14 protein-coding genes are annotated in these 13,378 nt (G+C 71.0%); 4 read left to right on the top strand and 10 right to left on the bottom strand.

Going from position 1 to position 13,378, the window contains the following annotated elements; all coding sequences use genetic code 11:
- Nucleotides 1-17: 17 nt before the first annotated feature.
- From AC5677_RS30835 to AC5677_RS30805, 7 genes are all read right to left on the bottom strand, one after another.
- Nucleotides 18-590 (bottom strand): hypothetical protein, encoded by a 573-nt coding sequence (locus tag AC5677_RS30835; RefSeq protein WP_497191149.1) that lies wholly within the window; start codon nucleotides 588-590, stop codon nucleotides 18-20.
- Entirely contained in the window at nucleotides 587-1,708 is a 1,122-nt protein-coding gene (locus AC5677_RS30830) for an ROK family glucokinase (RefSeq protein WP_497191148.1), read from the bottom strand. The genes AC5677_RS30835 and AC5677_RS30830 overlap by 4 nt, the downstream gene beginning before the upstream one ends.
- Before the next feature lie 330 nt (nucleotides 1,709-2,038).
- On the bottom strand, nucleotides 2,039-2,848 hold the full coding sequence (locus AC5677_RS30825; RefSeq protein ID WP_497191147.1) for an ATP-binding cassette domain-containing protein: 810 nt from the start codon (nucleotides 2,846-2,848) through the stop codon (nucleotides 2,039-2,041).
- Nucleotides 2,845-3,888 carry an ABC transporter permease gene (locus tag AC5677_RS30820; protein WP_497191146.1) on the bottom strand — a complete coding sequence of 348 codons (1,044 nt, stop codon included), beginning with the start codon at nucleotides 3,886-3,888 and terminating at the stop codon, nucleotides 2,845-2,847. Before AC5677_RS30820 ends, AC5677_RS30825 begins: the two co-directional genes overlap by 4 nt.
- Nucleotides 3,885-4,898, bottom strand: a complete 1,014-nt coding sequence (locus tag AC5677_RS30815) for a sugar ABC transporter substrate-binding protein (RefSeq protein ID WP_497191145.1) — start codon at nucleotides 4,896-4,898, stop codon at nucleotides 3,885-3,887. The genes AC5677_RS30820 and AC5677_RS30815 overlap by 4 nt, the downstream gene beginning before the upstream one ends.
- A 152-nt stretch (nucleotides 4,899-5,050) precedes the next feature.
- On the bottom strand, nucleotides 5,051-6,055 hold the full coding sequence (locus AC5677_RS30810; protein WP_497191144.1) for a sugar ABC transporter substrate-binding protein: 1,005 nt from the start codon (nucleotides 6,053-6,055) through the stop codon (nucleotides 5,051-5,053).
- A gap of 142 nt (nucleotides 6,056-6,197) precedes the next feature.
- A complete protein-coding gene (locus tag AC5677_RS30805; RefSeq protein WP_497196823.1) occupies nucleotides 6,198-6,917 on the bottom strand; it encodes a GntR family transcriptional regulator in 720 nt (239 codons plus the stop codon).
- Nucleotides 6,918-7,196: 279 nt separating this feature from the next.
- Between AC5677_RS30805 and AC5677_RS30800 the strand changes: the two genes are divergently transcribed.
- Nucleotides 7,197-7,568: a VOC family protein gene (locus AC5677_RS30800; protein ID WP_497191143.1), complete on the top strand. Its 372-nt coding sequence runs from the start codon at nucleotides 7,197-7,199 to the stop codon at nucleotides 7,566-7,568.
- 37 nt (nucleotides 7,569-7,605) lie between these two features.
- Here the strand turns inward: AC5677_RS30800 and AC5677_RS30795 are convergent, their stop codons facing one another.
- The 3 genes from AC5677_RS30795 to AC5677_RS30785 all read right to left on the bottom strand — a co-directional run bounded on the left by AC5677_RS30795 (nucleotide 7,606) and on the right by AC5677_RS30785 (nucleotide 10,059).
- Nucleotides 7,606-8,451 carry a transporter substrate-binding domain-containing protein gene (locus AC5677_RS30795; RefSeq protein WP_497191142.1) on the bottom strand — a complete coding sequence of 282 codons (846 nt, stop codon included), beginning with the start codon at nucleotides 8,449-8,451 and terminating at the stop codon, nucleotides 7,606-7,608.
- Nucleotides 8,452-8,575: 124 nt separating this feature from the next.
- On the bottom strand, nucleotides 8,576-9,241 hold the full coding sequence (locus AC5677_RS30790) for a bifunctional 4-hydroxy-2-oxoglutarate aldolase/2-dehydro-3-deoxy-phosphogluconate aldolase (protein WP_497191141.1): 666 nt from the start codon (nucleotides 9,239-9,241) through the stop codon (nucleotides 8,576-8,578).
- Between the two features lie 368 nt (nucleotides 9,242-9,609).
- Nucleotides 9,610-10,059 carry a ribonuclease domain-containing protein gene (locus AC5677_RS30785; RefSeq protein WP_497191140.1) on the bottom strand — a complete coding sequence of 150 codons (450 nt, stop codon included), beginning with the start codon at nucleotides 10,057-10,059 and terminating at the stop codon, nucleotides 9,610-9,612.
- Nucleotides 10,060-10,307: 248 nt separating this feature from the next.
- On the opposite strand from AC5677_RS30785, the gene AC5677_RS30780 reads away from it, so the two are divergent.
- From AC5677_RS30780 to AC5677_RS30770, 3 genes are all read left to right on the top strand, one after another.
- On the top strand, nucleotides 10,308-10,991 hold the full coding sequence (locus tag AC5677_RS30780) for a helix-turn-helix domain-containing protein (protein WP_497191139.1): 684 nt from the start codon (nucleotides 10,308-10,310) through the stop codon (nucleotides 10,989-10,991).
- Nucleotides 10,992-11,035: 44 nt separating this feature from the next.
- A complete protein-coding gene (locus AC5677_RS30775; protein ID WP_497191138.1) occupies nucleotides 11,036-11,191 on the top strand; it encodes a DUF6126 family protein in 156 nt (51 codons plus the stop codon).
- Nucleotides 11,192-11,336: 145 nt separating this feature from the next.
- The gene (locus tag AC5677_RS30770; protein WP_497191137.1) at nucleotides 11,337-13,325 is read left to right on the top strand and encodes a glycoside hydrolase family 84 protein; all 1,989 of its coding nucleotides are present in this window, start codon (nucleotides 11,337-11,339) and stop codon (nucleotides 13,323-13,325) included.
- Nucleotides 13,326-13,378: the final 53 nt, after the last annotated feature.

The following is a 13,378-nucleotide window of genomic DNA, read 5'->3' as shown; positions in this document are numbered from 1 at the left end:
GGAGAATTCGGATGACGTCAGAATTTGATGGTCGAGACCGTGTAGACGACGGGATGACCGGGTTCGTCGTAGCTGACCATGATCCGCTGGGTGGGCTGCGGCGCCTTCTTGGGGTTGACGGTGCCGGCCCACGGCCAGTCGACGCTGAAGTCCCAGCCGACCTTCGCCGCCTGGCCGCGCGGAATGGTGTGGGCGCCCTTCTTCAGTTCGGCGACGCTGGTGCCCACGGCCTTGAGGTAGTGGTCCAGGCCCCAGTCGTTGGTGCGGAACTGCACGAAGAGGGAGCTGGTCTTCCAGGAGTTGGTCTCGTAGTAGTAGACCGGGGTGGAGCCGACGGGCACCGGGACGTCGTAGGTCCGCTGCTGGACCTTGGAGGGGAAGGCGTTGGTCAGGCCGGTGGCCGCGGCCTCCGCGTCCTTGCTCACGCCGCTGTCACGGCTCTGCTCGGCGGAGATGACGATGTAGCCGGCCGGGATCGCGATCAGCAGGAAGATGATCAGCCCCATCAGGACGGGGCGGCGGCGCTTGCCGCTGGGCGGCGGGGTGGCGTGGATGTCGTCGTTCATGGGATTCAGCTCGGTGTCGGTCATCGGCGGCCGGACCGTTCATAGCGCTCGTAGCGCTCGACCCGGCGGCGGTTGGCACGGCGGAAGCGGCGGGCGACGAGGCGGGCGAGGTCGGCGGCGCCGACCATCCCGGCGTCGGGGCCCAGCTGGGCCTTGGCGATGGTGGCTTCGGGGCGGTAGCCGCGGCCCGTGAGGGTGCGCCGGAAGGCGTCCCGGGCCGGGCCGATCAGCAGGTCGTCGGCGGCGCTGACGCCTCCGCCGATGACGAAACAGGACGGGTCGAGGGCGGCGGCGAGGTTGGCGATGCCGACGCCGAGCCACTGGCCGATGTCCTGGAGGAGCTCGACGCACATGGCGTCGCCCTCGCGGGCGAGCTCGGTGATGAGGGGGCCGGTGATGTCGCCGACGCGCCCGCCGACCCGCTCGATGATGTTGTACGCGACCGGGGAGTCGGCGGCGGCCAGCTCGCGCGCCTCGCGGACCAGGGCGTTGCCGGAGCTGTACTGCTCCCAGCAGCCGCGGTTGCCGCACGGGCAGCGGTGACCGCCGGGCACGACCTGCATATGGCCGAATTCACCGGCCACGCCGTACTTGCCGCGCTTGACCGCGCCGTCCTCCAGGATCGCCCCGCCGATGCCCGTCCCGAGCGTGATCATGACGAGGTGGTCCTCGCCGCGTCCGGCGCCGAAGCGCCACTCCGCCCAGGCGGCGGTGTTGGCGTCGTTGTCGACCATGACGGGGACCGCGAGGCGGCCGGCGAGGCGGTCGCGCAGCGGTTCGTTGCGCCAGTTCAGATGGGGGGCGAAGAGGACCCTGCTGCGGTCCGCGTCGACCCAGCCGGCCGCGCCGATGCCCACCGCGTGCACGTCATGCCGGTCGGAGAGGTCCAGGACGAGCTCGGTGATGGTGTCCTCGACAACCTTGGGGCTCTTGGACTTGTCCGGCGTCTCGGTGCGGATCTTCTCCAGGATCGTGCCGTCGGCGTCGACGACGCCCGCCATGACCTTGGTGCCGCCGATGTCGATGCCGACGGTGGGCACCCGGGGCGCGGTCAGATGCGAGCGGCGCTCGCGGGTGCCGACCGTGCGCAGGACGGTGGCCCTGGCCGATCCTCGGTGCGCCCGGTCCCGGTACATGCTCATCGGCCCGCCCCTCTTCCGTGACGTTCTGCGTGACGGATGCCATGACGGGCGCCCTGACTCCCCCACTGCCTCGACGGCGTGGGTGGGGGTGCCCCCAGCGGTAGCTGGGGGACTACCCCCATGCGGCGGCTGCGTGCTCGCAAGAGTCGTCTCGTCCCTGCGGGTCTCGGGAGGCCGGGGCCTCGGCGTGCGTCGTGGGTGCGGTGTCTGTCACGTGCGTGGTGCGTATGGTCCGGTGCGATTGTGCATCACCCGCGGCGTCCGGCGCACCGCGACGTGGAGCGATGCGCCCCGCGCGGCCCGGGGACCGGCGCGGGGCGCGCGGAAGGATCACTCCGGCCGGTGACCTCCGGGGAACTCCGGGGTCGCCGTGCGGGCGAGCTCATGGCTGAGCTGTTCCAGCTCGCTGCCGCCCGCCATCTGCCGGGTCAGCTCCTCCAGGGCGATCTCCGATTTGGCGTGGCTGCCGGCCATCGTGCCGCGCTTGAGGAGCACGAAACGGTCGCCGACCAGATAGGCGTGATGCGGGTTATGGGTGATCAACACCACGCCGAGCCCGGCGTCCCGCGCGGCCGCGACGTACTTCAGGACGACGCCGGACTGTTTGACGCCGAGCGCCGCCGTGGGCTCGTCCAGGACCAGGACCTTGGCGCCGAAGTAGACGGCGCGGGCGATGGCCACACACTGCCGCTCGCCGCCGGAGAGAGTGCCGATGGGCTGGTCGACATCGCGCAGGTCGATGCCCATCCGCAGCAGCTCGCTGCGGGTGGTCTCGCGCATGGTGGCGACATCGAGCCGCTTGAAGGGGCCCACCCCACGGGTCGGCTCGGAGCCGAGGAAGAAGTTTCGCCACACGGGCATGAGCGGGACGACCGCCAGGTCCTGGTAGACGGTGGCGATACCGCGGTCCAGGGCCTCGCGCGGGGAGGCGAGTTTCGTCTCCTCGCCCTCGATGGTGAAGGTGCCGGCGTCGTGCTGGTGCAGCCCCGCGATGATCTTGATGAGGGTGGACTTGCCGGCGCCGTTGTCGCCGAGCACACAGGAGATCTCGCCCGCGTGCACCTCCAGGGACACGCCCTCCAGCGCCTTGATGTTGCCGTAGAACTTGCTGACCTTGTCGAGCTCGACGAGCGCCGTCATGACTTGTCCTCCGCCCGCTTGCGGACCCATGCGTTCAGGAGTGTGGCGAGCAGCAGCATCGCGCCGAGGAAGAACTTGTACCAGTCCGGGTTCCACTGCGCGTAGACGATGCCCTTGCTCGTCATGCCGAAGATGAAGGCGCCGACCGCGGCCCCGATCGCCGAGCCGAAGCCGCCGGTCATCAGACAGCCGCCGACCGCCGCGGCGATGATGTAGAGGAATTCGTTGCCGACGCCGTCGCCGGACTGGATCGCGTCGTACGAGAACAGCAGATGCTGGCCGGAGACCCAGGCGGCGAAGGCGACGCCCATGTACAGGCCGATCTTGGTCTTGGTGACCGGCACACCGACCGCCCGGGCGGCATCGGCGTTGCCGCCCACCGCGAAGATCCAGTTGCCGACCTTGGTGCGCAGCAGGATCCAGGTGGCGACGGCGACCAGCACGATCCACCACAGGATGGTGATCTGGATGTCCACGCTGCCGATCGTCAGGTGGGACGCGAAGAGCGCCTGCGCCGACTCGAAGCCCTCCATGTCGGCGATGGACTTCGTGGAGACGGTGCCGCTGATCAGCTTGGTGAAGCCGAGATTGAGGCCCGTCAGCATGAAGAACGTGCCGAGCGTGATGATGAAGCTGGGGAGTTTCGTCCGGGTCAGCAGTATCCCGTTGAAGACGCCGATGGCCAGCGTGACCAGCAAGGACACCCCGACGCCGACCCAGGTGTTGGCCGTCATCTGGTAGCTGAACATCGACGAGATCAGGGCCGAGCTGACGACCATGACGCCGGCCGACAGATCGAATTCGCCGCCGATCATCAGCAGCGCCACCGGTACGGCCATGATGCCGATCGTCGATGAGGCGTAGAGCACGGTGGAGAGGCTGGAGGCCCGCAGGAACGGTTCGGCGGTGACGGCGAAGAAGAGGAAGACGGCGATGGCGCCGACGACCGAGCCGAGCTCGGGGCGTCCCATCAGGCGGCGCGCCAGGGAGCGGTGCAGCAGCCGTTCGTCCCGTATCGATGCCTTGACGGTGGTGGTCATCGGGTCCCCCGCTGGGTCAATTCCTGCAGTGCGGCGGCGTCCTTCTTGGTGATCACCTGGGGTCCGGTGAGCACCGGCCGGCCGCCGCCGAGGACGTCGGAGTTGTACTTGTACAGCCACAGCAGATCGACCGCCTCGTAGCCCTGGAGGTAGGGCTGCTGGTCGACGGCGAAGCCGAGCGAACCGTCCTTGAGGCCGCCGGCGACCTGGGCGTTGAGGTCGAAGGTGTCGATCTCGGCCTTGCTGCCGGCCTGCTCCCTGGCCTTGACGGCCGTGGCGGCGAAGGGCGCGCCGAGCGTGACGACCGCGTCGATGCCGGGGTCCGCCTGGAGCTTGGACTCGATGGACGACTGCACATCCGGCATGTTCGTCCCCTCGACGTAGAGCTTTTGCAGATCGCCCTTGAAGGTCTTCTTCGCGCCGTCGCAGCGCTGCTCGTGCCCGACGTTGCCCTGCTCGTGGAGCACGCACAGGGCCTTCTTCCGGCCGCGCTTGTTCAGCTCCTCGCCGACGGCCTCACCGGCCACCGTCTCGTCCTGCCCGATGTGGGTGAGCGCACCGAACGCCTTGGACTCCGCGGCCCCGGAATTCACCGTGATCACCGGAATACCGGCCTTCTCGGCCTTGGCGACGACGTCCTTCATCGCGTTGGGCTTGGCGAGCGAGACGATCAGCCCGTCGACCTTCTGGTCGATGTAGGACTGCACCAGCTGGCTCTGCCGCTGGGCCTCCTCGTCGTGCCCGTAGAGGAACTTGATGTTGTCCTTGTCGGCGGCCTGCTGGGCGCCCTTCTGCACGATGTCCCAGAAGGTGTCGCCGTCTCCCGAGTGGGTGACCATCGCGAAGGTCCACCTGGGGGTGTTCACGGCCGCCTTGCCGCCGGCGGCCTGCGCGGCGCGCGCGTCCTCGGCCCGCTTGCCTCCGGTACTGCTGCATCCCGCCAGGGAGGCGCAGAGCAGCGCCGCCAGCGCCGCGCCCGCGATGCGTCCCCTTCTTCGAACCCTTGCCACGAGGACTTGCCCTTCCCGCCGATCTCGCTGTGCCGTCCGTATTGCTGGTATTGGCCCAACCGGCCAAGTATCCGTTACCGGTGTTCTGTACCGGTTCGTGGGGTCGGATGCGGGGCCGGGACGCCCCCTGGGTGCCCGCTTTCCGTACGGCTTCACCGGGTGCCCCTTCCCGTGTATTCCTCCAGCTTCGGTACGTCCTTGCCGGTGACCAGCTCCGGGCCGGTGAGCACCGGTTTGCCGCCGCCCAGGACGTTGGCGTTGGTCTTGTGCAGGGCGAGCAGGTCCACCGCCTCGTACCCCTGGAGGTAGGGCTGCTGGTCGACGGCGAAGACGACGTCCTTGGCCTTGAGGAGCTTGACCACCGCGACGTTCAGGTCGAAGGTCGCGATGTCCGCCCGGCTGCCGGCCTCCTCCTTGGCCTTGACGGAGATCGCCGCCATCGGCGCGCCGAGCGTGACGATCGCGTCGAGGGACTTGTCGGACTGGAGCTTGGCCTCGATGGAGGACTGCGAGGCCGGCGCGTTGGTGCCGTCGACGTTGAGGTTCTCGACCGTCCCGTCGAAGCCCTTGCGGACGCCCGCGCAGCGGTCCTCCAGCGAGACGTTGCCCTGTTCGTGGATGACGCACAGGACCTTCTTCTTCCCCCGCCTGGCCAGCTCCGCACCGACCGCCCGGCCGGCCACCGACTCGTCCTGGCCGATGTGCGTCAGCGCCCCGTACGCCTTCGAGTACTGGCCGCCGGAGTTGATGGTGATGACCGGGATGCCGTGGGTGACGGCCTTGCGGACGACCGCCTTGAGGGCCTCCGGCTTGGCGAGGGTGACGATCAGCCCGTCGACCTTCTGGTCGATGTAGGACTGCACCAGCTCGGCCTGTTTGGCGCCCTCTTTGTCGTTGGCGTAGAGGAACTTCACCCGGTCGTTGGCGGCGGCCCGTTCCGCGCCGTTCTGGACGATGTCCCAGAAGGTGTCGCCCTCGCCGGAGTGACTGACCATCCCGATGGTCATCCGGGGGGTACGGGGATCCTCTCCGGCATCCTTGCCGCCGGAGGCGCTGCACCCGGCGACCAGCGCGAGGGCCGCCGCCAGGGCGGCGGCACTGCGGACGGTGACGGGTCTGGCCGTAGGCACTTTTCGCGCGCTTCGCACGCCGCTCATCGTGGAACCGCCTTTGCTCCAGGCCGCCGTAATGCGGCTGCAGGAGTTCTAACGGCGCGCGCGGAGCCACGTCAATACTTTGTCCGAACATTCTGATGACCGGGCTATCCCGGCAGGACGCGGCCGACTGCGGCCGGGGGCCTCAGGGACGGACCAGCAGCTGGAATTCGAAGGCGTACCGGGACGCGCGGTAGACGTGCGAGCCGAACTCGACCGCGCGGCCGGTGTCGTCGAAGGTGGTGCGCTGCATCGTCAGCAGGGGGGCACCCTCGGGCTCGTCCAGCCGCTCACCCTCCGCGGCCGTCGCGGCGCGCGCGCCGACGGCCTGGCGGGCGCTGTGCAGCGTGATCCCGGCGCCCCGCATCAGGCGGTACAGACCGGTCGCCTCCAGCTCGGCCGTCTCCAGCCTCAGCAGCCCGGCGGGCAGGTGGTTGCGCAGATGCGCGACGGGCTCGCCGTGGGTGAGCCGCAGCCGCTCGACGAGCGCGACCTCCGCACCCTCGGCGATCCCCAGGGCCGCGGCCACCTCGGCATCGGCCTCGGTGGTGGTGTTGAGCAGCACCCGGGTGGCGGGCTTCTGCCCGGCCGCCTCCAGGTCGTCGTAGAGGCTGCTCAGCTCCAGCGGGCGCTTGACCTGGCTGTGCACGACCTGGGTGCCGATGCCGCGGCGGCGCACCAGCAGGCCCTTGTCCACCAGCGACTGGATCGCCTGGCGCACCGTCGGCCGGGACAGCCCCAGCCGCCCGGCCAGCTCGATCTCGTTGCCGAGCAGGCTGCCGGGCGCCAGCTTGCCGTTCTCGATCGCGGCCTCCAGCTGCTGGGAGAGCTGGAAATACAGCGGGACCGGGCTGCTCCGGTCCACGCTGAACTGGACAGGGTTCTCGGCGCCCGCGGCGTCTGTATCGCGTTTCCCCACGATCGCGAGCGTATCCGTCCGCGCAGATGACGGGAAGTCCGGAGGTCACATTGTCCGGACAAGGCCGGTACGGCCCGGCTCACCGGCCGCGGGCCGCCTGCGCACCGCGCGGGCCCGGCGGCTTCCGTGGCCCCTTCTCAGCCGGTTCCGCCCCCTCCGACGCCCCGCCGGGGCATCATCGAAGCCCTGGCCCAGGCCCCGTCGCCCCATCACGAGGAGCAGCCCGTGTCCGTCCGCCGCGTCGTCCCCGACATCCGGTCCGATGCCCTGGAGGAGAGCCGCGCCTTCTACGGGCTGCTGGGCTTCGAGCAGGTCATGGACCACGGGTGGGTGATCACCCTCGCCTCCCCCGCCAACCCCGGCGCCCAGCTCACCTTCCTGACCGAGGACCGGACCGCGCCGGTCACCCCCGATCTGAGCATCGAGGTGGACGACGTCGACGCGGTGTACGAGGCGGTGCGGGCGGGCGGTGCGGAGATCGTCCGGCCGCTGCGGGACGAGGAGTGGGGCGTCCGGCGGTTCTTCGTCAGGGATCCGAACGGCCAGGTGGTGAACGTCCTCGGGCATACGGCCCCCCGGGACGGCGGCGCCGGCTGACCGCCCGGCGCCCGCCCCGCACGTCCCCGCCCCGCCGCTATTTCATCCACGCGTCCTCGTACTGCCGGTACGTGCCGTCATGCGTGGCGAGGTGCACCCACTGGTCCACGTAGCGCTTGAACTGCTCGTCGCCGCGCGGCAGTGCATAGGCCTTCTCGGAGAAGGTGAAGGGCTTGTCGGGGTGGACCGCGCACAGTTCGGGGTGGATCTTGGCCTGATAGCGGGTCTCGCTGGCGTCCGTCATCATCACGTCCGCGCGGCCGGCGATGATCTCGTCGAAGATCGTGGTGTTGTCCGGGTGGACCGTGAGGGTGGCCCGCTTGATGTGCGCGCGGGCGAACTGCTCGTTCGTGCCGCCGGGGTTGACGACGACCTTCGTCCCGGGGCGGTCGATCTGGTCCAGCGTCTGGTACTTGTCCTGGTCGGCGCAGCGCACGATGGGCGTTTTGCCGTCCGTGCGGGTGGGCTCGCTGAAGTACGCGGCGCGGGCGCGCGGGAGCGTGATGGAGACGCCGCCCATGCCGATGTCGCAGCGTCCGGCCGTGAGGTCGTCGATGAGCTCGGCCCAGGTCGTGGCGATGTAACGCGGCTTGGCGTCCAGGCTCTTGGCGAGGTCCTGGGCCATCTGGATGTCGACGCCGGTGTAGGCGCCGGTCTTGGCGTCGCGGTGGCTGAAGGGGCGGTAGTCGCCGGTGGTGCAGACGCGCAGCACCCCGCGCCGCGGGACGGCGTCCAGGAGCGTGGCCGCCGGGCGCCGGCTGCCCTGGGCGGCGGACGTGGGGGCGGATCCCGGTGTGGGCGCGGGGGTGTTGGCGGGTGACGGAGCCGCGGCGGTGAGGGTGAGCAGACAGGCGAGGGCGGACAGCGTGGCGGCGCGCTTCATGGTGACTCCTGCGGCATGGGCATGATCACGTGAGGAAGCATCAGAGTGGCAGAGGCCGCGGCCCAGGTGAACCCCATGACCGGTCGGTGGGACCGCCTCGGACCGCGGCGGGGCCGCTGGGGGCTCAGTCGTCGAACGGCTCCACCGGGCCGGGCGGCAGACCGCCGGAGGCGGCGTCGGCGAGGCGGCTGAGGAGGTCGGCGGCGCGCTTGGCGACGGTGTCGCGGTCGCCCTCGGAGAGGGCGGAACCCATGCCGACGGCGACCGCGCCCGCGGCGATCCAGTCCGGGGCGTTCTCGGCCGTCACCCCGCCGGTCGGCAGCAGCGGCGCCTGCGGCAGCGCGGCGCGGACGTCCCGTATCCAGGAGGGGTGGTGCGCGGAGGCGGGGAACAGTTTGAGGGCGTCCGCGCCCAGTTCGAGCGCGCGGACCATCTCGGTCGGCGTCGACACGCCGGGGAAGACCGGGACGCCGTAGCGATGAGCCGTGCGGATGACCTCGGGGTCCAGGCTCGGCGAGACCAGGAAGCGGGCGCCGGCGTCCACGGCCATCCGGGCCGACGTCGCGTCAAGAACCGTGCCCGCGCCGATGACCGCGTCCTCGCCCAGCTCGCGGGTGAGGGTGGTGACCGCCTCCAGCGCGAACGGCGTGGTCAGGGATATCTCCAGGCTGGTGATGCCGGCCGAGAGCAGGGTGTCGGCGGTGGCGCTCGCCTCGTCATAGGTCGTGCAGCGGACGATGGCGAAAACCCGCTGAGCCAGGGCGGCCCGGGTGATCTCCCAGCGATACACGGCAGTTCGCCGTCCTTCCTTGTCTTCAACGCTCCATGGCGCCGCCCGCCGTGACCACGGCGAAGACGCCACTTCCCGGGGCGCGCCGCGGCAACTGACCGCTACATGGCCTCTTTGCCGTCGATGCCCGCCCGCTCCTCGTTTCTGCCGAAACGCTACCGGCAACCACTGACAATCCTCCCTCGGGGGTATGCCTCCGCGCCCCTCTTCCGCCAACAATGGGCGGATCCGACAGCCCGGGGTCCGACACAGCACGGCGGCGGCCGGGGTGCTGGTGCACCCCGGCCGCCGCGGCTCTCGTCTGAAGCTGAAGCGTTCCGGTCCGCCGCCGAGGCGGTTCCGGTCCGTCGTCGTTCGCGTCCGCCGTGTCAGCAGCTGCGGTCGACGAGGTCGAACGACTTGTAGTGGTCGGCGGTGTAGTAGTCCTCGTCCTTCTTCTCACCGGCCACGATGCGCCGTGCACCGCGGTCGGGAGAGCCGGGAGTGATGACGGTGTACTCGTGGTAGTAGCCCGTGCTCTGGGCCGGGAGGATGCCCTCGCGGTTGTCGAAGACGGTGCCGTCCTTCGGGTACGGGAAGGGTCCGCCCTTCTCGATCAGGCCCAGGGTGTCATGGGCCTGGGAGGGCAGCTTGGAGTAGCAGATGTCGCCGACCGCGTTCACCTGCACGGTCTTCGCGTGCGCCGTCGCGGCGTACGCGGTGACCTGCTGGGGGGCGGCGACGGCGGGCGTGGCGGCAACCGCGGTGCCGCCGAGGAGCAGGGCCGATGCGAGGGCGCCGGCGGCGCCGATCCGGGTAATCCGTGGGGGGATTCTCATACCGTCCAGCATGACGCGCGTAGACATGCTCCTGTCAATCCCAACGTTCTTAAGTTTCCCAGGAGTTCACAGGATCCCCACCTTGGCCGTCCCCTCGTTCCGGGCGGGTTACGGCTCGCCCAGGGCGGACGCCGGGCCGGTTCGGGGCGGGCTCCGGCGAGGGTTTTCGCCGTGGTGCCGGGCGGCGGTCGTTTTGCCTCTCAGGCAAAAGCTTTGCCTGAGAGGCGAAGCGCCGTTATACCGGGGATATGACGGACACGCACAACGACCCGCCTGCGGAACGGCGGACGGCTCCGGACCCCGCCGGGCTCCCCGACGGGCCCCCGGCCGCCACGGCCCCGCCCGAGGAGCTGCACACGGTCGCGCCCCGGCTGCGGGACCTGCGACGCCGCAGCGGGCTGACCCTGGAGACCGCGGCGCGGCGGGTCGGCCTGTCGCCCGCGCATCTGTCCCGGCTGGAGACCGGCCGGCGCCAGCCCTCGCTGCCGATGCTGCTCGCCCTGGCCCGTACGTACGGAACCACGGTATCCGACCTGCTCGGGGAGACCGCACCCGAGCGGGACCCCATCCTGCGGGCCGACCGCACCGAGCCGTCCGAGGCCGGCGGCTGGACGTACTGGACCGTGGGCGGCGCCGGGCGGGCGATGCAGGCGCTGCGGGTGCATGTGCCGCAGCGGGCGCAGGGCGAGCTGGTGCGGGTGCATCCGGGCGAGGAGTGGCTGTACGTCCTCAAGGGGCAGCTGCGGCTCACGCTCGGCGAGGGCGTCCATGTGCTGGATCCGGGGGACGCCGCGCACTTCGACTCGCTGACGCCGCACCGCATCGCGGCGGCCTCGCGGGGCGGCACGGACCTGCTGTTCGTCCACACGCTGCTGCAGAGCGGAGCAGCGGAACTGTGCCTGGGGGACGAGCCCCCGCGCCGTGGCCTGTGACACCCCGACACCCCCACCGAACCCCCAGGGAAGGAACCCGCGCCGTGCCCGGAGATACCCCCGAGGACAGCACCGCCCGGAAGTACGTCGAGACCAAGCCGCCCCGCGGCGTCTATGTCCGCGTCTTCATCTACGTCGTCGCCACGCATGTGCTGCTGGCGTTCATGAGCCTGCTGGTGTACGCCGCCAAGACCCGCTGAGCCGGACACGCCCGTATCGGCGAAGCTCCCCCACAAGGTCCATCCATACGGCGGGAAAGTCCATTGCCCGCGCCCCTCACCGGGTACAGCCTGCATGCGCACGCCGCTCCGCGCGCCCGCCCGCCGCACCGAGGAGGACCGAAGGATGGCCCGTACGCGCACCGCTGTACTCACCGCGTTCGCCCTGGCCCTCGCCACCGTTCCCCTGACGGGCATGACCGGGCCGCCGGGCACGGCCGCGGACGCCGGCCGCGCCCCGGCCGGCCCCGCGGCGCGCGCCGCCGTCTCCCCCACCCCGCAGTCGGTCCACGCCCGGCGGGACCGGATCGCCGTCACCCGGTCCGTGACCGTCGTCGCGGGCCCCGGGGCCGACGCCGCCGCGCTGGCCCTCGTGGAGAAGTCCCTCAGGGCCGCCGGCGCCGACCGGGTCGTAGCCGCCCGGCGGGCCCCGGCCGGCCGGCAGCTGACCGTCTACGTGGACGGGACGGGCGCGGCGCGGACACTGCGGGACCTGGGCGCACGGGGCGCCGACGGGCTCCCCGCGGAGGGGTACGTCCTGGCCCTCGGCGACGGCCGGATCGCGCTGTCCGGCAAGGACGCCACCGGGACGTACTACGCCGCGCAGTCGCTCGCCCAGCTGCTGCCGCACCGCTCCCGGCCCGGCGCCCGCATCCAGGGCACCGTCGTACGGGACTGGCCGGCCACCCCGCTGCGCGGCGTCATCGAGGGCTTCTACGGCACCCCCTGGTCGCATGCCGCCCGCCTCGACCAGCTCGACTTCTCCGCCGCGCACAAGATGAACCTCTACGTCTACTCGCCGAAGGACGACGCCTATCTGCGCGAGAAGTGGCGCGATCCCTACCCTTCCGACCGGCTGGCACCACTCAAGGAGCTGGTGGACCGGGCGCGGCAGCGGCATGTGGAGTTCACCTACGCGCTCTCGCCCGGTCTGTCCGTCTGCTACAGCTCGGACGCCGATCTCAAGGCGCTGACCGGCAAGTTCCAGACGCTGTGGGACATCGGCGTACGGACCTTTGCGGTGCCGCTGGACGACATCAGCTACACGAAATGGAACTGCGCGGCGGACAAGGAGAAGTTCGGCACGGGCGGCGGAGCGGCCGGTGCGGCGCAGGCGTATCTGCTCAACCGCGTCAACCGGGACTTCATCGCGGGGCATCCGGGCGCCCGGCCGCTGCAGATGGTGCCGACCGAGTACGCCGACGTGAAGCCGTCGCCGTACAAGACGGCGCTCGCCACGCAGCTGGACAAGAACGTGCTGGTGGAGTGGACGGGAGTGGGCGTGATCGCGCCGACGATGACCGTCGCGCAGGCCCGGCAGGCCCGGGAGGTCTTCGGGCATCCGATCCTGACCTGGGACAACTATCCCGTCAATGACTATGTGACCAGCCGGCTGCTGCTCGGGCCGTTCAACGGCCGGGAACGCGGCCTGCCGGCGCAGCTGGCCGGGATCACGGCCAACCCGATGATCCAGCCGTCCGCGTCCAAGATCGCGCTGCACACGGTGGCCGATTACGCGTGGAACGACACGGCCTACGACCCGCGTGCCTCCTGGGGCGCGGCGATCGAGGAGCTCGCCGGTGGCGATGCCCGTACGGCACGGGCCCTGCGCGCCTTCGCCGACACCGGCTACGCCTCGTCCCTGAACCCCCAGCAGGCGCCCGAACTGGCCGCCGCCATCGAGAAGTTCGGCAAGGACGGGGACGCGCGGCGGCTGGACGCGGCGCTGCGTACCGTCCAGGAGGCACCCGCGGTGCTGCGCGACCGGCTCGCCGACCGGGGCTTCATCGAGGACAGCGGGCCGTGGCTGGATGCGACCCGGGCGTGGGGCGTCGCGGCCCGGACGGCGCTCCGGCTGATCGAGGCGGTCAGGGCGGGCGACGATGCGGCGGCGGCGCGGCTGCGGCAGCGGATCCCCGGGTTGGTGAAGACGGCCAGGTCGTTCGTCTATGTCGACATGAAGGGGAAGCGGATCCCGGTGGTGGTCGGCGACGGTGTGCTGGACGCCTTCGTCGAGGGCGCGGTCGCCGGGTCCGACCGGGCGACGGCCGCCGGGGACCCGGCCGCGGAGGAAGAGGCCGCGCCGCGGGCGACGGCGGTCGGGCCATCGAGGTGAACGGGGTGCTTCCGCGCTGAACGGAGGCGGGCCGGGGCCTGTTCGGCCCCGGC

The sequence above is a fragment of the Streptomyces sp. JLSY215 genome (assembly GCF_059682825.1).
The sequence above is the reverse complement of the archived record's forward strand: the minus strand, read 5'-3'. Positions and strand labels throughout refer to the sequence as shown.

What these genes read in the sequence shown, in the direction of transcription:
- AC5677_RS30835 (WP_497191149.1), bottom strand. Translation starts at nt 590, where the DNA reads ATGACCGACACCGAGCTGAATCCCATGAACGACGACATCCACGCCACC.
- AC5677_RS30830 (WP_497191148.1), bottom strand. Translation starts at nt 1,708, where the DNA reads ATGAGCATGTACCGGGACCGGGCGCACCGAGGATCGGCCAGGGCCACC.
- AC5677_RS30825 (WP_497191147.1), bottom strand. Translation starts at nt 2,848, where the DNA reads ATGACGGCGCTCGTCGAGCTCGACAAGGTCAGCAAGTTCTACGGCAAC.
- AC5677_RS30820 (WP_497191146.1), bottom strand. Translation starts at nt 3,888, where the DNA reads ATGACCACCACCGTCAAGGCATCGATACGGGACGAACGGCTGCTGCAC.
- AC5677_RS30810 (WP_497191144.1), bottom strand. Translation starts at nt 6,055, where the DNA reads ATGAGCGGCGTGCGAAGCGCGCGAAAAGTGCCTACGGCCAGACCCGTC.
- AC5677_RS30795 (WP_497191142.1), bottom strand. Translation starts at nt 8,451, where the DNA reads ATGAAGCGCGCCGCCACGCTGTCCGCCCTCGCCTGTCTGCTCACCCTC.
- AC5677_RS30785 (WP_497191140.1), bottom strand. Translation starts at nt 10,059, where the DNA reads ATGAGAATCCCCCCACGGATTACCCGGATCGGCGCCGCCGGCGCCCTC.
- AC5677_RS30780 (WP_497191139.1), top strand. Translation starts at nt 10,308, where the DNA reads ATGACGGACACGCACAACGACCCGCCTGCGGAACGGCGGACGGCTCCG.
- AC5677_RS30770 (WP_497191137.1), top strand. Translation starts at nt 11,337, where the DNA reads ATGGCCCGTACGCGCACCGCTGTACTCACCGCGTTCGCCCTGGCCCTC.